The organism is Bacillus sp. IBL03825 (assembly GCF_024712505.1).
Classification (GTDB): Bacteria; Bacillota; Bacilli; order Bacillales; family Bacillaceae_G; genus Bacillus_A; species Bacillus_A wiedmannii.
The window spans coordinates 137,050-155,750 of sequence record NZ_JAMXKE010000003.1; the positions used below are offsets into that span (position 1 = coordinate 137,050).

Consider the following 18,701-nt stretch of genomic DNA (forward strand, 5'->3'; position numbering starts at 1 on the left):
ATCTGAAATTTTAAAACGATATATCCAATGGTATGAATGGTGGATAGCAATTGATATAATTGTATTAGAAGCAATTAGGAGGATTATTAGTGGAAAAGTTAAAAGTACTATTTCAAAACACTTTATATATAGCGTACCCTCTATTTACTGGAGTTGAGGGGAGTGAAAGAGTTTTAAATAAATGGCAACAATTCTATCAAGATGTAGAAAAAGATTTACAGAAGATATACAACTCAACTTATTCATCACAGACTTTTGAAAGGTTAGTGAAATGGGTTTCTAAAAAAGAAGCCTTAGGATTATCTGCGATAGACATTCTTCCTAGATTAGATAATCATAAAGAAGAAATTTTTGAATGTTTAAAAAACGATTTATTTATGGAATTTGGGATTAAACTGCCTGTTGTCGCAAAAGAGGTACCTTTAGATTCAGAGGCTAAGAGTGAGTATATAGAACGAAGTAATGCAGGATTTATGTACCATTTATCAGACACCATTGCTAAGAATAAGTTTACAGATGACCAAGATAAGAATGTTCGTATTGCTCAGTTGCAGGATAAACAAAATAGTCTAGTGGTAGTATCTGCACATGATGATGGCGATATGAAATTACAAAGAAAAGAGCTAAAAAGATGGAATACGCTAATTGATTCTACTTTTTTAACTCGAGTAATGGATGATTTGACGGCGGATTGCCTCGATATTGTAACGGAACTATGGGTAAAGAGTGCGGAAAATGATAAGACTATTGTGCCTGTACATTATGAGCAGATATTAGAGATGTGTAATATGAAGCAAATCAAGAACGGTAAAGCTTATTATCGAAAAGAGGACAGATTAAAGATTATGGAGCGTTTAGCTGCCCTTGCCAGCATTTTTATTTATGTAAATGAAGATAATGAGATTGTGATATTAAATGAAGAGGATCCAAATGAAACCTTAGCTTATAAAAAGCAAAGAATTAGAAGATTATTTGTAATGGATGAAATTATCATTGCAAAGGATATTGATACGGATAAAACATTGGGAATAGAGAGTATGAACGTTACACCAGGTAGTTTTTTATCGAAATATCTATACGGTTCTGAAAAGCTAACAGGTTTATTATCTAAGAAAGCACTGGAGTATAACAGCAAGCAGCAGAGATACCATAAAAGAGTAACCAGATATCTAAGTTGGCGTTGGCGCATTCAACAATCATATCAACATCTTACTCATTCATATAGTATTGGTGGTCATAAAGGACTATTACAAGTTATGGAGATAAGTATGAATAGAAAACCAAGTCTAATAAGACAAGTTTTTGAAAAAACGTTAGATGATCTTATGAGGGACCAAGTAATTCAAGAGTGGAAATACTCTCCTGAAATTGATGAAGAGAAATGTAAGGGGAAAAATTGGTTTGAAAATTATTGGTTAAAATTGAAAGTAATTATTTCTCCTACAAATGAGCTAGTTAAACTACAACAAGAGTTGATTACTAAGAAAAGTAAGCAACAGCCACCATTAGTCATCGAGATGGAAGAAAAGCCACTAGTAATTGAAGAGAAGCCAATTAGTATTTTAAATCAAGAGACTCCTAATAGCATCGAGTTTTATATTGAAAAGATGAATACGTATAAAGAAAAGAATAATAAAAGTATACGTGAGTTAGCGAAAGAAATTGATATTTCGTATTCAACGCTTTCTAGGATGTTATCCGGTAAAAGGAAACGATTAAATGATGATACAAAGAATAAGCTTGATAAGTGGATAGAGAGACAAGAGGTAGTTAATTTATTGTAAATTATGACTTAATATATATAGGCTATTGTCGAACATATTGGTGTAAAAGAATCAATTGATTTAGAAAGCTCTTTAATTTTTTAGGTGCGAACGTATAGTACACATAAAATTCCTAGTACATTCGCACCTGGAATTCTCATAATTTATGATTGGAATTTATGATTTTTATACAAATTACTTTATAAAATAAAAATATTTGTATACTTTTGAATAGAATTACCGTATTTGTGTGTGATTTTGAACACAAATCGGGGTCGCACCTCTTGTAGGTGCGTGGATTGAAATTTATAGGAGTGTGACGTTAATGTTAACCGAAAGAGTCGCACCTCTTGTAGGTGCGTGGATTGAAATTTTTTCTCCTGCTTCTGTTTGATATAGGTAGTTAGTCGCACCTCTTGTAGGTGCGTGGATTGAAATCCTTAAAGAAGAGGGATTCAGTCCAGTAGTTGCAGTCGCACCTCTTGTAGGTGCGTGGATTGAAATAAAATGATCCGGTTGCAATGATTTGGGAGAGTAGTCGCACCTCTTGTAGGTGCGTGGATTGAAATTTAAATGTAACGGTCTTATCTTCTGCATTGTAAAGTCGCACCTCTTGTAGGTGCGTGGATTGAAATCTACTGGGTCTTTCAGATGACCCTAAGCTAAGCGGTCGCACCTCTTGTAGGTGCGTGGATTGAAATTTCTTATGTTCGGCCCATCGTAAACGATAGTATGTCGCACCTCTTGTAGGTGCGTGGATTGAAATGTAAATATAAGGTCAGCATTTGCCGACGGCCCATGGTCGCACCTCTTGTAGGTGCGTGGATTGAAATATCACAAGATTGAGGAAGAAGGGGTTTTTAAGGTAATGCTTTAACTTCAAAACAGTCTTCAGCTCATTAGATACTCAAATCGGCGCATCTCTACCTGCAGTATCTAACACACATGTTAAAACTATAAAATGGAGGGAGATAGAATGACCCACATTGCTCATATCCGCGAAAAAGACAAGCAAGTTCAAACTGTTGAGGAGCATTTATTAGGGGTAAAAGAACTAGCCGAAACCTATGGAGAAAAAATTGGTATAAAACATTTAGCTGGTTTAGCGGGCATGCTCCATGATATAGGTAAATATACCATTGAGTTTAAAGAGTATATATTGGAAGCAGTAAATAACCCTGATTCTCCATCTAAAAGAGGAAGTGTTGATCATTCAACTGCAGGTGGAAAATTGTTATATCAATTATTCCATACTGAAGATATCATTCCTTACAAAGGGATACTATCTGAAATAGTAGGAAATGCTATTATTTCTCACCATGGATACCTTCAAGATTTTTTAAATTCAGACTTAGAATCACCTTATTTAAATAGAGTGCGAGATAAAGAATTAAATGCATTTGATATGACAAAGCAATTCTTTTTTAAACATGTCATGAACGAGAAAGATTTTCATGAATATGTTAACAAAGCTACTGTAGAACTAGAAAGTTTTTTACGTAAAGAATCCCCCGAAAATATTGAAAAACAATTAATGTTTTTAACTAAATTTATCTTTAGTACATTAATTGATGCTGATAGAACAAACACCCGATTATTTGAAGAAGAAAAAAGTGTAGAATCCGTAATAAAATCTGGTGAGTTATTCGAGATATACTACGAGAGGCTCATGTCAAAAATCAATTCTTTTAAAAAACAGCAGAATGCAAATACCCCTATTAATATTCTAAGAACAGAGATGTCAGAGCAGTGTGATCAGTTTGCTGAGAGGGCATCAGGTATATATACGTTATCTATTCCAACTGGTGGTGGTAAAACATTAGCTAGTTTAAGATATGCACTAAAACACGCCAAAATCCATAATAAAAAACGAATTATTTATGTTGTACCTTACACAACAATTATTGAGCAAAATGCGGAAGAGGTCCGAAGAATATTAGAAGATGAAGAAAATATTTTAGAACATCATTCAAATATAGTTGAAGAAGTGAATGATAATGATGAAAATGAAGACGGTATGATTAGCGTACAACAAAAATTAAAGCTAGCTAAAGATAATTGGGAATCGCCTATTATTTTTACAACCATGGTTCAGTTTCTAAATGTGTTTTACGCAACGGGAAATAGAAATACTAGAAGACTCCATAATTTAAGTGAGGCAATTATTATTTTTGATGAAGTACAAAAAGTTCCTATTTCATGTGTTTCATTATTTAATCAAGCCTTGAATTTTTTAAAAGTATATAGTCGTTCCAGTATAGTCCTCTGCACTGCCACTCAACCTGCTTTGGACTTTGTAGAACAGAAATTAGACGTAAATACAGATGCTGAAATGATAAATAATCTCGATCATGTAATTGAAGCATTTAAAAGAGTAGAAATCATTGATCAAGCAACTAATGAAATCTTTAATAAAGATAAACTCACAACATTTATACATACAAAAATAGAGGAAGTACAAAGCATCCTCATTGTTTTGAATACAAAATCAGTTGTGAGAGATTTATATACGCAATTACAGAGTCAAGAATTAAATATTCCAATTTACCACTTAAGCACAACAATGTGTGCGGCCCATCGACATAAAATTTTAGAAGAGGTTAGGAAGTGTCTCAAGGATGGAAGAAAAATCATTTGCATTAGCACACAGTTAATCGAAGCTGGTGTGGATGTGAGTTTTGAGTGTGTTATTCGCTCCCTATCTGGGTTAGATTCTATAGCACAAGCTGCAGGAAGGTGTAATCGTCATGGAGAAAAGGGTATACAGAATGTCTATGTGATTGATTATGAAGAGGAAAACCTAAATCGTTTAAAGGAGATTAAAATCGGAAAGAAAATTACGAAAAAAATTCTTATGGATTTGAAGCGTAACAACAAATCGCATGGTGGGCATATTTTATCAAGAGAGGCAATGAAAAGGTATTTTAAAGAATATTATACAGAATTTGAATCTGATCTAAATTATTTTATTCCAAAACTAAAAAAGAACATGACTGAGCTATTATCTGCACCGAGAATAGAAAATAGCTATCGTCGAGCATATATTCATAAACACGCCAAAAAGGATATTCCGTTATTTATTATAAATAGCTACCAGACAGCGGCCAAACATTTTAACGTCATTGATGATCTAACCACTTCAGTTATTGTCCCATATGAAGAAGGAAAGGATATTATCGCAGAATTAAATAGCAATAGTTCCATTGAGGATCTAAGTCGATTATTACGAAAGGCACAGCAGTATACAGTTAACTTATTCAACTATGAAAAAGAACAATTGATAATAAACGATGGACTTGTATACTATCTTGATGGGAAAATTCTAGCCTTGAAGGAAGGTGCTTATAATGACGAATATGGTTTGAATTTGCTTAATGAGAGCGATTTTAAGACAGCTATATTTTAAATCCTATCTTTGTTTGAGATAGGGTTTTTAATCTACACGTTTATACCACATCTGAAGAATTCTCAACTTTCGTATAATATATAATCGTAAAATATTGATATTGTTACATAGGGAAGGTATCATTAATTTACTAGAAAAATATAGAAAATAAAAAAGGAGGGAGAATCTTTGAGAAATTCTATTGAATTTGAAGTGTTTGGTGATTACGCTCTTTTCACAGATCCTTTGATGAAAATGGGTGGAGAAAAGTTAACTTATCAAGTACCAACTTATCAAGCTATTAAAGGGATTGTCGAATCAATCTACTGGAAGCCAACTCTCCTTATAATTGTAGATAAAATAAGAATTATGAATGCAATCAAAATGGAATCAAAAGGTATTCGTCCAATTGAGTATGGTGGCGGAAATACACTCGCAAATTACACATATTTAAAGAATGTAAGATACCAAGTTCAGGCTCATTTTATCTTTAATCCTCATCGACCAGATTTAGCTTTTGACCGTAATGAATTTAAGCATCATAACATCCTAAAACGTTCACTTAAAGTTGGGGGACGGAGAGACATTTTTTTAGGAACGAGAGAATGCCAAGGATATGTGGAGCCTTGTGTTTTTGGTGAAGGAAAAGGCTTTTATGATAATTATGGTGGAGATATTCATTTAGGTACAATGGTTCATGGGCTCAATTATCCTGATGAAACAGGTAGAAATGAACTAGAGGTTCGATTATGGAATCCGGTAATGAGAGATGGGATTATTCAATTTATCCGACCAGAGGAATGTACACAAGTTCGTAAAATATCTAAGATGGAGCCAAAGGTTTTTGACCGTTCAAACGTTGAATCAGTTGAGGAGCTTATTAAACAATTAGAAAAAGGTGGTGAATAAATGAGTTGGCTATTAAATTTGTACGAGACATATCAATCAAACTTAGATCGAGTCGGTAAAATTGAAAAAAAATATAATGGCCAAGAATATACATTACTACCTATTTCTCATACCACTCAAACAGCTCATATCGAAGTTTCAATTACAGAAGATGGTGAATTTCACACCGCGGAAATCATTGATAAAATTGATGCCAATACATTGATTCCATGTACTGAAGATTCCGCAAACAGAGCCGGTTCAAAAGTAGCTCCTTATCCATTACATGATAAGTTGAGTTATGTGGCAGGTGACTTTGTTAACTATGGGGGGAAAATCAAAAAAGAAGAACCTTTCTCAGCCTACATAAGTCAATTAAAAAAATGGGCAGTATCTCCCTATGCTACAGATAAAGTAAAGAGCATCTATAATTATTTAAGCAAAAGACAATTAATAAAAGATTTAGTCGAACAAAAAGTTTTGCATGTTGATGCAAATGACCAATTAATTGAAGCATGGGATGAAAAGGCTGAGGCTTTCCTTGGTGAAAAACCGCCCATTTTTTCAACAGTTACAGGTAAGCAAGAAAGTGCTTTTATTAGGTTTAATGTATATTCTCCGAATGAGATGCTAACAAAGGTCTGGAAAGATTCCCTAATGTACGATTCTTTTATCAAATTTTATAATGATTTTTTGGGTAAAGATGACTATTGCTATGTAACAGGAAAGATAATGCCAAGTACGGACAAACATGCCAATAAAATAAGGAATGCAGGGGACAAGGCAAAATTGATTTCTGCAAATGATACAAGTGGATTTACATTTAGAGGAAGATTTCAAAAGGCTAATGAAGTTGCTAACGTTAGTTATGATGTGTCCCAAAAAGCGCATAATGCATTGAAATGGCTTATTAACAAGCAAGGGAAAATCATTGATCAACGTGTATTTCTTGTCTGGGGCAATGATGCAGAAGATATTCCAGATATTGTAGAGGACAGTTACAACATTTTTTCAATGGATTTAAGAGTAACGAAAAAGCGAGAAGTCAAATCTTATACACATGAACAATTTGCCAATGAAGTTGCTAAGGCGATTGATGGCTATAAAAATAATTTATCGTCCAGTGAGAATGTAAATATTCTCTTGCTTGATTCAGCGACAACAGGTAGATTAGCAGTTCTTTATTATCGTAATATGGATAAAAAACTTTATTTAAACAGGTTAAAGAACTGGCATTCTACTTGTGTATGGGAGCATAGCTATCGTAAAAGTACAGATAATGAATTTGTTAAATTTTATGGAGCACCATCAACGAGAGATATTGCCTTTGCTGCTTATGGGCCAAAAGCAAACGAGAAAGTAGTCAAGGGTTTGATGGAGCGTATGCTGCCTTGCATCATAGATGAGAGAAAAATCCCCTTCGACATTGTTAGAAGTGCCTTTCAGCGTGCATCAAACCCTCTATCAATGGATAAATGGGAATGGGAAAAAACACTAAGCATTACATGTGCATTAATTAATACAATGGAGGGATATCAATTGGTATTAGATAAGGAAAATATTGATCGTGATTATCTATTTGGTCGTCTTCTTGCAATTGCGGATGTTTTGGAAAGAAATTCTTTAAATACCGGTGATCAACGTGCTACAAATGCTAGAAGATATATGAATTCCTTTTCTCAACATCCAGAAAGAACATGGAAGACGATTCAGGGGGCTCTACAGCCATATCAAGCACGTTTGGGAGAGAAAGTTTGGTATTATAACAAATTAATTGATGAGGTTGGCTCAAAAATAAAAATCGAAGATTTCAATAATAAACCACTATCAGGAAAATATTTGTTAGGATTTTATAGTCAACGGCATGAGTTGTATCAAAAAAAGAAAAGAATGTTTCACTAGATGATGCAGTAAATAATGGAGAGGAGAATTAATAATGACAACTTTAAACCATAAAATCGATTTTGCAGTTGTTCTATCTGTTACCAAGGCTAATCCAAATGGAGATCCTTTGAACGGGAATCGTCCAAGACAAAATTATGATGGCCACGGGGAAATCTCTGATGTAGCCATTAAAAGAAAGATTAGAAATCGTCTGCAAGACATGGAAGAATCCATTTTTGTTCAATCAAATGACAGGAAGGTAGACCAGTTTAATAGTTTAAGGGAAAGAGCAGAAACAAATGTAGATTTAGTCAAAGCGTTAAAGTCAAAAGAGAATCCTCATGAACAATTTGCTGCAATCGCATGTAAAGAGTGGATTGATGTAAGGAGCTTTGGACAAGTTTTTGCATTTAAAGGAGGAGCTGGAAAAGGTGTCTCTGTTGGAGTAAGAGGACCTGTTTCAATTCATACGGCAACTAGTGTTGATCCAATTGACATTACTAGTATGCAGATTACGAAAAGTGTAAATTCTGAGCCTGGGAAGGATAAAGGTTCAGATACGATGGGGATGAAGCATCGTGTTGATTTTGGAGTCTATGTTTTTTATGGAAGTATTAATACACAATTAGCAGAAAAGACAGGTTTTACTAACGAAGATGCGGAAAAGATTAAAAATGCATTGGTTACATTGTTTGAAAATGATGCGTCAGCAGCACGTCCTGAAGGAAGTATAGAAGTACATAAAGTTTGTTGGTGGGAGCATAATTCAAAACTTGGCCAGTACTCTTCCGCAAAAGTACACCGTTTACTGGATATTAAGCGGAACGTTGACGAGCCAAAAACAATTGATGACTATAACATTTTGGTACATGAATTAGATAGCTTAAAAGTTGAGACTATTGATGGACTGTAATGAAGAAAATAGTTATTTAATGTTATCCGGTATTCAACATTTTCAATTTTGTAAACGACAATGGGCTCTCATTCATATTGAACAACAATGGGAAGAAAACGTTAGAACGATTGAAGGAAAGTTTCTTCATCAGAAAGCTGATCAGCCATTTATTAAGGAAAAACGAGGAAACAAACTCACTGTGCGTGCGATGCCCATAAAATCAAATGAACTTAGAATTACAGGTGTTTGTGATGTGGTAGAGTTTATTAAAGATAATAGTGGGATTGAAATAAATGGTGCCAAGGGAAAATATATTGTTCACCCAATCGAATATAAACGCGGGAAACCCAAAATAAACGATTCGGATGTTTTACAATTAACAGCACAAGCTATATGTCTAGAAGAAATGCTGCTTTGTGAAATAAAGACCGGCTTTATATTTTATAATGAAATAAAACACCGAATCGAAGTACCCCTAACAGCACATGAAAAGAATAAAGTTAGGTCAATTGTCAAAGAAATGTATGATTATTATAAACGCAAGTATACTCCTAAAGTAAAAACTGGATCGTTTTGTAAAAAATGTTCCCTTCAAAATTTATGCTTACCAGGATTAATGAATAAAAGATCTGTAAAAAGTTATATTGAAGGGAAGATTCATGAATGAAAAAACTTCTTAATACATTATTTATAACTCAACCAGATGTTTATTTATCGTTAGATGGTGATAATATCGTTCTTCTTAAGGAAAAGGAGAAGATAGGAAGGTTGCCACTTCATAACTTAGAATCAATTGTGTCTTTTGGCTATACTGGTACAAGTCCTGCACTTATGGGTTATTGTGCAGAAAAAAATATTTCATTGGTATTTTTAACAATGTATGGACAATTTCTTGCTAGAGTTATTGGAAAAAGTAAGGGGAATGTCATTCTAAGAAAGAAACAATATCGTATATCAGAAGATGAAGTTATATCGGCTAAAATTGCGCGCAACTTCATTGTTGGAAAGATTTACAATAACAAATGGATAATTGAAAGAATGACTCGAGATTATCCATTACGAATAGATGTGGCTCAATTCAAAGTAATCTCTCAACACTTATCATCTATCATTCTTGAAGTAAGGGAATGTGAGAATTTAGAAAGATTAAGAGGATTGGAAGGGCAGGCTGCGACAAGTTATAATAAATTATTTGATCAAATGATCCTACAACAAAAAGAGGATTTTTATTTCAATAGACGTTCTCGAAGACCTCCATTAGATAATGTGAATGCAATGCTATCATTCGCTTATACATTATTAGCAAATGATATGACATCCGCATTAGAGGGTGTTGGATTGGATGCATATGTTGGTTTTTTACATCGAGATCGACCAGGAAGGGTATCTTTGGCTTTAGATATCATGGAAGAGCTGCGAGGGGTATGTGCAGATAAATTTGTCTTGTCATTAATTAATAAAAAAGTCATAAACAAAGGAGATTTTCTAAAAAAGGAAAATGGAGCTGTTATCATGACAGATGAAGCTAGAAAAAAATTTTTAGCGGCTTGGCAAAATAAAAAGCAAGAAAAAATAACACATCCATATCTTGGTGAAAAAATATCTTGGGGATTAGTACCACATGCACAAGCTTTGTTATTGGCTCGTTATTTACGTAATGACTTAGATGAGTATCCACCATTTTTATGGAAGTAGGTGTAACATTTGCTAGTATTAATTACGTATGATGTAAGCACTGTTGGCGGTGCAGGACAAAAAAGACTGCGGAAAGTTTCAAAAGTATGTCAAAATTATGGTCAACGAGTCCAAAACTCAGTGTTTGAATGTGTTGTTGATGCAGCTCAACTTGCTACTTTAAAAATGGAATTAATTAAAATTATTGACGAAGATAAGGATAGTCTCAGATTTTATCAGTTAGGTAATAACTATAAAAATAAGGTTGAACATATTGGTGTAAAAGAATCAATAGATTTAGAAGGTCCTTTAATTTTTTAGGTGCGAACGTATAGCACACATGAAATTCCTTGTACATTCGCACCTGAATTTTCATAATTTATGAGTAAAGTTTATGATTTTCTATGCAAGTTTCTTTATCTAATAAAAAAACTTGCATATTTTTGAACAGAATTAGCGTATTTGTGTAGGATTTTGAACACAAATCGGAGTCGCACCTCTTATAGGTGCGTGGATTGAAATTTTTATAGAGCGCCAACTCAATCAATTATGGAAGTCGCACCTCTTATAGGTGCGTGGATTGAAATTATCTTCGGCTCAACATATTGATCACCGTACTTAGTCGCACCTCTTATAGGTGCGTGGATTGAAATTTCGGAACGTTTGGTATTGCTATAGCGATGCTATTGTCGCACCTCTTATAGGTGCGTGGATTGAAATCCTAAAAGAATCTTTTTCATATGCCCTTTGAATTGTCGCACCTCTTATAGGTGCGTGGATTGAAATTATCAAAGAGGGCACAGTCTAGCGAAACACATAAAGTCGCACCTCTTATAGGTGCGTGGATTGAAATCTAATATTTCACCAGCTAAATCTCTAGGATCATTGTCGCACCTCTTATAGGTGCGTGGATTGAAATTTTTAAAATGTATTCTTTAAAACGGTTAAACTTTGTCGCACCTCTTATAGGTGCGTGGATTGAAATATTAATGATTTGAATGGGATCGTATACAACTAGAAGATGCATTCCTCTTATAGGTGCGTGGATTGAAATATTAATGATTACCGCTTATGAACATGGATTACATGTCGCACCTCTTATAGGTGCGTGGATTGAAATTCAGAAGCTACTCCAGAGGGTGAAGACTTAATCAGTCGCACCTCTTATAGGTGCGTGGATTGAAATACCACTTATAGCATATTTTCTAAAAACCATCTTTGTCGCACCTCTTATAGGTGCGTGGATTGAAATATTAACCCATGCATAGGGGTTTTTAGGAGGGTTGGTCGCACCTCTTATAGGTGCGTGGATTGAAATCAAACAGAAGCATAACAACAAATAATAAACTAAAGTCGCACCTCTTATAGGTGTGTGGATTGAAATGCAATTGGTATTCCGTTATCATTCTACATTATTGTCGCACCTTTCGTAGGTGCGTGAATTAAGACTGATAAGATGCTTGATAGTAATTTAGTGTCTCTGTTGGAGTAAGAGGACCTGCTTCAATTCATACAGCAACTAGTGTTGATCCAATTGACATTACTAGTATGCAGAGTACGAAAAGTGTAAATTCTGAGCCTGAGAAGGAGAAGGATAAAGGTTCAGATACGATGGGGATGAAGCAGCGTGTTGATTTTGGAGTCTATGTTTTTTATGGAAGTATTAATACACAATTAGCAGAAAAGACAGGTTTTACTAACGAAGATGCGGAAAAGATTAAAAATGCACTAGTTACATTGTTTGAAAATAATGCGTCAGCAGCACGCCCTGAAGGAAGTATAGAAGTACATAAAGTTTGTTGGTGGGAGCATAATTCAAAACTTGGCCAGTACTCTTCCGCAAAAGTATACCGTTTACTGGATATTAAGCGGAACATTGACGAACCAAAAACAATTGATGACTATAACATTTTGGTAAATGAATTAGATAGCTTAAAAGTTGTGATTATTGATGGACTGTAATGAAGAAAACGTTAGAATGATTGAAGGAAAGCGTATTTATTAAAAAGCTAATCAACCATTTATTAAAGAAAAGTCGTACCTCTTGAAGGTACGTGGATTGAAATAAAAGATGTGTTATATTTTATGTAAGACTTGCAGGTCGCACCTCTCGTAGGTGCGTGGATTGAAATCAGGCTGTCGCTTAACGGTGTGGCCGGAGCGTTTTGTCGCACCTCTTGTAGGTGCGAGGATTGAAATCGTCAAGTGCTGGAATCTGAACAGCATGACATGGGTCGCACCTCTTATAGGTGCGTGGATTGAAATTGATTATAGCAAAAAAAGGGGACAGAATATAAGAAGCCGTACCTCTAGTAGGTGTGTGGAATGAAATATTGCTCATTCATCAAAAGTTTTCAAAATTACTTTTCGCACCTCTTATAGGTGCGAGGATTGAAATTTAAAGAATATCCGAAAAAAACCAATAATATTTGTCGCACCTTTCGTAGATGCGTGGATTGAAATAACAAGCCAATGGTGAACAAAAAGAAGTCTGTCAGTCGCATCTCATGTAGGTGCGTGGATTGAAATCTTAGTGTTATAACATCGTTATCCATAAAACCACGTCGCACCTTTTATAGGTGTGTGGATCGAAATACATAAATATTTCATCCATACCGGATTATCTTCAATTACATCCCTTATTGGTGCAAGGATTAAAATCTTAGTAGGTGAGAACGTATAGCACACATGAAATGTCTCGTACATTCGCACCTGAATTTTCATAATTTATGAGTAAAATTTATGATTTTCTATACAAATTTTTTTATCAAATAAAGAAATTGTATATTTTTGAACAGAATTAACGTATTTTTGTATGATTTTGAACAAAAATCGGTGTCGCATCTTTCATGGGTGCGTGGATTGAAATCACTTATCTTTTTAAATTCTCCTTATAATACTTGTCGCACCTCTTATAGTTGCGTGAATTGAAATCGCTAGTGCTAAACGTCTAAAGGAATTGTATGGGCGTCACACCTCTATTAGGTGTTTGGATTGAAAGTGGTAAGACACTTGATAGTATTTTATTAAGCCTTAACGCATTACCCAAATACCTTTTGACTAACGTCCTTCACAATCTTGAGGAAGAAGGATTCTTTTGGTAATGCGTTAACTTTAATTAAAACTTCTTGAAATATATAACGATATTATATAATATATAGGTATATTGTTAGTTTAATTGATTCCGTTTATTCCCACACCTTATTGTGTTGTGGTTGAGTTGTAGAAGCAAGTTGCGTCTTGTTTCAATTGTGAAAGGGCTTCTTTGAGCCGATTAGTGTATATATAGCTTATTTTGCTATGCACATTTTTAATCGACTTGAAGAAGCCCTTTTTGTGTTGTTTTCAAGTTCGCAGGCGGGGTTATGAATTATAACAAATTACAAAATAGAGGAGATAGTAAAATGAAAAAAGATTGTAGACACTTACGATTAGTACCAACAGTAAAGGAACATAAAACACGAATGGAAAAAACTCAGAAGTCATATGCTTTATCTGCACTGTTAACCGAATCTAGATCGAGAATTAATCAATTACGAGGTTGTTTAGAGGCAGAAATCATATTACCTGATGGTAAAAAGCAATATTTTAAACCAAACTCTATTCATGAAAAAGAAGCTACTCAAGAAATTGCATTATTTATTGAGGGCATCCAGGAAACAAAAGAAGGCTATGTCATCTTATGGCGCTTTGTCGGGCAACAAAGTTTTTACCATGGTACAAAGATTGTAGCTGAACCGAAGTTTCGTAAATTCATGCGTAAGATGAAAGATTATTTTTTCGATTATGAAGAAGTGGTTTATGAAACTGAAAAATAAGAAGGATAGAGGGATATAGATATGAAAAAAGATAACATTTGGACAGTATTAGATGATCCAAAAGAGCAGGAAACAAAAGAGCAGGAAACAAAAGAGCAATCCAAAGAGCAGGATGACATATTTGCTGGTATGGATGAGCTATCGGAGATTACAGATGATGAACTACCATTTTAAGCAAGTCGAGGTAGTGTATAGAGGGTAAAAGGAAGAACTAAGTGATGTATATACTTGGATCTTCCTTTTTTTATTGCAAAATAGAACTTGGAGGGAAAGATTATGCGTATAGGAAATGATTTAGCGGCGGGATTTTATCCAACACCACTAACAGAAGGGAAACACTTAATACAACTATTACAAATGGAACCAGGGCGAGCTTATGCTTGCTTTGACCCATGTTGTGGGGAAGGCACTATTTTACGAAGTTTTGCAGACGAGGCGAAGCAAGTTGGCATAGAACTTGATACATATGGTGTGGAATTAGATGCAAATCGGTATGACAAAGCAAAAGAGCAATTAGATGTAGCGGTACGCTCAAGCTTTGAGAACATGATGATTAGTCATGACTATTTTCCGCTTATTTTTTTAAACCCTCCTTATAATACGGAGCTTCGTACAGAAAAAGCAAAATCAGAGAAAATGGAATTCAACTTCCTAAAGCGTGCTCACCTATATTTACAAGATGGTGGGATTATGGTGTATGTCATTCCGTATGATCGTTTTGCTAGAGACGACATTAGTTATTTCTTAGCAAAAAATTATGAGGAAATAGGCTTGATGCGTTTTGGTGATGAAAATAAGGAGTTCGATGCATTTAAACAGTGTGTCTTCGTTGGACGTAAGCGTGCTGCTACGAAAAATGACACGTACTTCAACGATCGGTTCGCTAATTTCTGTGAAAACATGTCTGACCTTACTTTCGTCAAAAAACATGTGAATACATTAGCAGAAATGGTAAATCGTAAGGATTGGTCTATACCTGAATTGCGTCATCAAAACAAACTTATTTTCACATCACGAGTGGATTATAAAAGTGCTTATGAAGGAGTGGGGAAATCGGAAGGTATCTCGACATTCAAAAAGCGTTTAAATAGAGGGAATGGTTACTCACTTCAAGATGAGAAAACAGCAGCTGAAAGAGCGAAAATGCCGATTGCTTCCGGACAATTAGGACTATTGCTGATAACAGGTGTGGCAGATGGTTTGCTTGGTGAAGGCGATACACTCCATGCTGTTCGTGGATCTGAAAATGTGTTTTTTGAAACTTCATTCGAGCAATTGGAAAAAACAACGAAAGAAGTTGTTTTACAAAAACGTCGCGCTAAATTTATCATTGCAACGCCAATAGGTGAAGTCAAAGAACTTGTCTAGGAAAGGAAGAAGGCTATGTCTGTACTATTAGGAATAGGAGCATTATATATTGCTTGGGAGTTTAGTAATCGTGTGCTCCGAATCGCTATTGTTCTAACGGTAGTTTGCCTTTGTGCATCTCAAATCAGTACAGGTACGCATTTGGGAGTGTTAGAACAGTTTTCACTATTCCAGGGTGTAGACGATATTTTACATGCAGCTGAGCAGTCATTACCAGAGTGGAAACAGTTTATAGATTTTTAAACAATAAATTATATGAGTAGGACATGAAACGTATCGAATAAGGTGCGTTTTTTATTTTTAGGAGGGAAACTTATGATAAACGAAATGATTCAACAACATACATTTGACCAGGAACAAACACCAGCGATGTTGCAATTGGAGACGGGCACTGCCTCACATACGGCTTTTTGTTTTGCAATGGCAGTAAATCTTCAACATCAAATGCAATTTGCAGTATTAGGCGCGAATGACAGTACATTAAAGTCATTCCGTGCTGCCATATCAATGGGTACTCGTCGTTTGTATTTTGGAGAGGGACAAAAAGAAGAATTACATTATGCATTAGGTAAAAAAACGAATGTAATTTCAACAGGGAAATTTGAGTTTATTAATACACAAACAACAAATAGAAAAAAAGCAATTATTGCGTTTTCTAAGGAAATAGAAGAAAAGTATATTGTTGCAATTGATGAAGCACCAGAAATGCAAGTAAGAGATTTCTTAATGGCTCCTCCTTATGGTCTGCCAATCTTAGAAGAATGGGCGAAGCCAATTTATGAGGAGATGCTAACAAGAAATCTATTACAATCATTAGATGTGTATTTTGATAAGAATGAATTTTCTTCTCTATCTATTGCGCAAGTATTGCTAAAAGAAGAGGATTGTAAAGAGTTTTTATCAGAAATGATTCGCTCTGGAAAATGTCAATTTCCGCAAGAGGGTACAGGTGAAAAAATCAATGAAATTAATGGTTTAAATGAATACCTATTGGAATATTCGCCTGTCATGCTTGATAAGGTAACAAAATTGGATGAGCCATTACATCAACCGATGAAAGACCAAGCATTATCCCATTTTGATACGTATGAAAGACCATTATTCCCTGTACAAGCACATGTAGCAACAGGTGCTGCTAAAGCATTACAAGTGCAAAAAGGAATCATTATACAGGGTGAGATGAGCACGGGGAAAAGTGCGTTTATGACAGCCGCAGTAGATGGGTATTTTCATTTAAAAGGACAAAAAGGGTATCGTACATGCGTTTTCGTTCCACCAACCCTTACGGAAAAGTGGGCAAAAGAAGAAATAAGACACTTATTACCAGATGCAGAGATATACCTTATTAAACGTACAGAGGATCTTATTCGAATTCATCAATCTTGGATTCAGGCTGGAAGACCGAAACCACAAAAACCAACCTTCTTTGTCATTAGTTTTACAACAATGCGAGGGGATTCTATTAAACAGATGCCATTACTTTATAAGCAGATCGCACTTTCTAAGAAATCTGAGGAAGAGGTGCAAAGATATTATAAGAATGGATACTACTGTTCAGATTGTGGCGCTAAGTTACGCAAAAAGACTTCTTCTATGATGGTTCAAAAAGCTAACGGTGAACAACAAGAAGTTTGTCAGTATAAAGATTTTACAGTCAGTGACTTAGAGTCAAAGACGAATAAAAACAGTGAATGTGCCGATTGTCAGTCTCCTATTTGGAGTCCAAAAGTAAAAACGAAATATGCGAGTTTTAGAGATTGGACGAAATATGAAAATAAATTAGTGCAAGCAATAAAAGAGGGAAATAAACCGTTGCAAAAACAACTAGAATTAGAGAATCGTGTAAAACCATATGATGCGAAACACACAGGGCGAGCATATCGAAAGGTAGCTACTGTTGAGTATATTCGTAGGAAAATGAAACACTTCTTTGATGCTCTTATCGTTGATGAAGTCCACGAATTAAAAAGTGAGACAGCACAAGGAACGGCTTTAGGAAGTTTAGCGAAGGTTTGTAAGAAATTTGTAGCGGGTACAGGTACGTTATTTGGCGGTAAAGCGAGCGACGTATTCTATACATTATGGCGTTTATTCCCTCAAAAGATGGTGAAGAGTGGGTTTGAATATAGTTCTTTAATGGAATGGAATGAAACCTACGGAAACATTGAGAGAACGTACTACCATGATGGTGAGGTTGTATCTAATGTAGCTTCACGTGGCGCACAAGGAATGCTAGATAAGACGAAAGTTGTCCCTGGTATTTCACCATATGTGTTTACTCAATTCTTAATGGATACAGCAATTAATGTGCGTTTTAAAGATGTATGGCCAAATCCAGTTGAACTAATCAACGTCCCTACAATTCTTGTTGATATGTCTGAAGAGCAAAAACAAGCCTATGAGCATATGAAAGAGTCGTTTGAAAAAGCAATTGAAGCAGCGAAAGGTACACCAGATGCTGGGAAACTATGGCTTTCTTATATTCGTACAGGGAATGCATATCCAGATAATATGATCCATTATCCGAACTATTACCTAGATAATGCAGGAAAAGAACTGGTTTGGTCCAATGCAGAATTTAGATTCGATGAGGATTGTATACAGCCTAAAGAGGAGAAGTTGCAAGAGATATTGCGTACTGAAATTTCTGAGGGCCGTCCTACCATCATTTATGTATCGGATACAGGATCTACAGTGAAAGAACGAGACATTCAGCCTCGTTTACAGAAAGTTGCAGAGCAAGTACCTGGTGCGAAAGTAGCTATTCTCCGTACCAATACAGTTAATCCGTCAAAACGTAGTGCATGGTTAAAAGAGCAAGTGAAAAACGGTGTGAATGTAATCATTTGTTCGCAAGAACTTGTGAAAGTGGGCCTTGATTTGTTGGCAACGCCGACCCTGATTTTCGTGCGAAACGTTCATTATTGAAAAGATGATGCACTATCAATCAGAAGTTTCTATGCAAATAGCAACACAGAATGATAGGAGAACTTTTATTCCAAGAAGTGGAATGACGGAGTAACGCC

Annotated in this window: 12 protein-coding genes, 2 pseudogenes and 2 CRISPR repeat arrays; all 14 genes and pseudogenes read left to right on the forward strand. The window is 35.2% G+C overall.

Going from position 1 to position 18,701, the window contains the following annotated elements; all coding sequences use genetic code 11:
• Positions 1-89 precede the first annotated feature (89 nt).
• The 14 genes and pseudogenes from NHG49_RS30165 (at position 90) to NHG49_RS30230 (ending at position 18,603) form a co-directional block, all read left to right on the forward strand.
• A complete protein-coding gene (locus NHG49_RS30165) occupies positions 90-1,784 on the forward strand; it encodes a helix-turn-helix domain-containing protein (protein WP_258127114.1) in 1,695 nt (564 codons plus the stop codon).
• A gap of 252 nt (positions 1,785-2,036) precedes the next feature.
• Positions 2,037-2,596: a CRISPR direct-repeat array (repeat unit 33 nt; unit sequence AGTCGCACCTCTTGTAGGTGCGTGGATTGAAAT).
• A 143-nt stretch (positions 2,597-2,739) separates the two neighbouring features.
• Positions 2,740-5,169: a CRISPR-associated helicase Cas3' gene (cas3, locus tag NHG49_RS30170; RefSeq protein WP_137057035.1), complete on the forward strand. Its 2,430-nt coding sequence runs from the start codon at positions 2,740-2,742 to the stop codon at positions 5,167-5,169.
• A gap of 168 nt (positions 5,170-5,337) precedes the next feature.
• Positions 5,338-6,057, forward strand: a complete 720-nt coding sequence (gene cas5c / locus NHG49_RS30175) for a type I-C CRISPR-associated protein Cas5c (protein ID WP_258127115.1) — start codon at positions 5,338-5,340, stop codon at positions 6,055-6,057.
• A pseudogene (gene cas8c / locus NHG49_RS30180) lies at positions 6,058-7,970 on the forward strand (type I-C CRISPR-associated protein Cas8c/Csd1).
• Positions 7,971-7,972: 2 nt separating this feature from the next.
• A complete protein-coding gene (cas7c, locus tag NHG49_RS30185) occupies positions 7,973-8,833 on the forward strand; it encodes a type I-C CRISPR-associated protein Cas7/Csd2 (RefSeq protein WP_002166868.1) in 861 nt (286 codons plus the stop codon).
• A complete protein-coding gene (gene cas4 / locus NHG49_RS30190) occupies positions 8,823-9,482 on the forward strand; it encodes a CRISPR-associated protein Cas4 (RefSeq protein ID WP_002166869.1) in 660 nt (219 codons plus the stop codon). Before cas7c (NHG49_RS30185) ends, cas4 begins: the two co-directional genes overlap by 11 nt.
• Complete coding sequence (gene cas1c / locus NHG49_RS30195) at positions 9,479-10,510, forward strand: type I-C CRISPR-associated endonuclease Cas1c (RefSeq protein WP_137059006.1); 1,032 nt, start codon at positions 9,479-9,481, stop codon at positions 10,508-10,510. The genes cas4 and cas1c overlap by 4 nt, the downstream gene beginning before the upstream one ends.
• A gap of 9 nt (positions 10,511-10,519) precedes the next feature.
• Positions 10,520-10,810: a CRISPR-associated endonuclease Cas2 gene (gene cas2, locus NHG49_RS30200; RefSeq protein WP_147740160.1), complete on the forward strand. Its 291-nt coding sequence runs from the start codon at positions 10,520-10,522 to the stop codon at positions 10,808-10,810.
• 169 nt (positions 10,811-10,979) lie between these two features.
• A CRISPR array of direct repeats spans positions 10,980-11,873; the repeat unit is 32 nt; unit sequence GTCGCACCTCTTATAGGTGCGTGGATTGAAAT.
• A 92-nt stretch (positions 11,874-11,965) separates the two neighbouring features.
• Positions 11,966-12,451, forward strand: a pseudogene (gene cas7c / locus NHG49_RS30205) (type I-C CRISPR-associated protein Cas7/Csd2); the annotation flags it as partial.
• A 1,442-nt stretch (positions 12,452-13,893) separates the two neighbouring features.
• Entirely contained in the window at positions 13,894-14,307 is a 414-nt protein-coding gene (locus NHG49_RS30210) for a DUF6018 family natural product bioysynthesis protein (protein ID WP_258127118.1), read from the forward strand.
• Between the two features lie 21 nt (positions 14,308-14,328).
• Positions 14,329-14,481: a hypothetical protein gene (locus NHG49_RS30215; RefSeq protein WP_258127119.1), complete on the forward strand. Its 153-nt coding sequence runs from the start codon at positions 14,329-14,331 to the stop codon at positions 14,479-14,481.
• Positions 14,482-14,583: 102 nt separating this feature from the next.
• Positions 14,584-15,675 carry a DUF6094 domain-containing protein gene (locus NHG49_RS30220; protein WP_258127120.1) on the forward strand — a complete coding sequence of 364 codons (1,092 nt, stop codon included), beginning with the start codon at positions 14,584-14,586 and terminating at the stop codon, positions 15,673-15,675.
• Between the two features lie 15 nt (positions 15,676-15,690).
• Positions 15,691-15,918, forward strand: a complete 228-nt coding sequence (locus NHG49_RS30225) for a hypothetical protein (RefSeq protein ID WP_002139789.1) — start codon at positions 15,691-15,693, stop codon at positions 15,916-15,918.
• A gap of 72 nt (positions 15,919-15,990) precedes the next feature.
• Complete coding sequence (locus NHG49_RS30230) at positions 15,991-18,603, forward strand: DEAD/DEAH box helicase (RefSeq protein WP_258127121.1); 2,613 nt, start codon at positions 15,991-15,993, stop codon at positions 18,601-18,603.
• Positions 18,604-18,701: the final 98 nt, after the last annotated feature.

Excerpts from the sequence above, each read along its gene's own strand:
- cas3 (WP_137057035.1), top strand. The coding sequence starts at position 2,740 with ATGACCCACATTGCTCATATCCGCGAAAAAGACAAGCAAGTTCAAACT.
- cas7c (WP_002166868.1), top strand. The coding sequence starts at position 7,973 with ATGACAACTTTAAACCATAAAATCGATTTTGCAGTTGTTCTATCTGTT.
- cas4 (WP_002166869.1), top strand. The coding sequence starts at position 8,823 with ATGGACTGTAATGAAGAAAATAGTTATTTAATGTTATCCGGTATTCAA.
- cas1c (WP_137059006.1), top strand. The coding sequence starts at position 9,479 with ATGAAAAAACTTCTTAATACATTATTTATAACTCAACCAGATGTTTAT.
- NHG49_RS30210 (WP_258127118.1), top strand. The coding sequence starts at position 13,894 with ATGAAAAAAGATTGTAGACACTTACGATTAGTACCAACAGTAAAGGAA.
- NHG49_RS30215 (WP_258127119.1), top strand. The coding sequence starts at position 14,329 with ATGAAAAAAGATAACATTTGGACAGTATTAGATGATCCAAAAGAGCAG.
- NHG49_RS30220 (WP_258127120.1), top strand. The coding sequence starts at position 14,584 with ATGCGTATAGGAAATGATTTAGCGGCGGGATTTTATCCAACACCACTA.
- NHG49_RS30225 (WP_002139789.1), top strand. The coding sequence starts at position 15,691 with ATGTCTGTACTATTAGGAATAGGAGCATTATATATTGCTTGGGAGTTT.
- NHG49_RS30230 (WP_258127121.1), top strand. The coding sequence starts at position 15,991 with ATGATAAACGAAATGATTCAACAACATACATTTGACCAGGAACAAACA.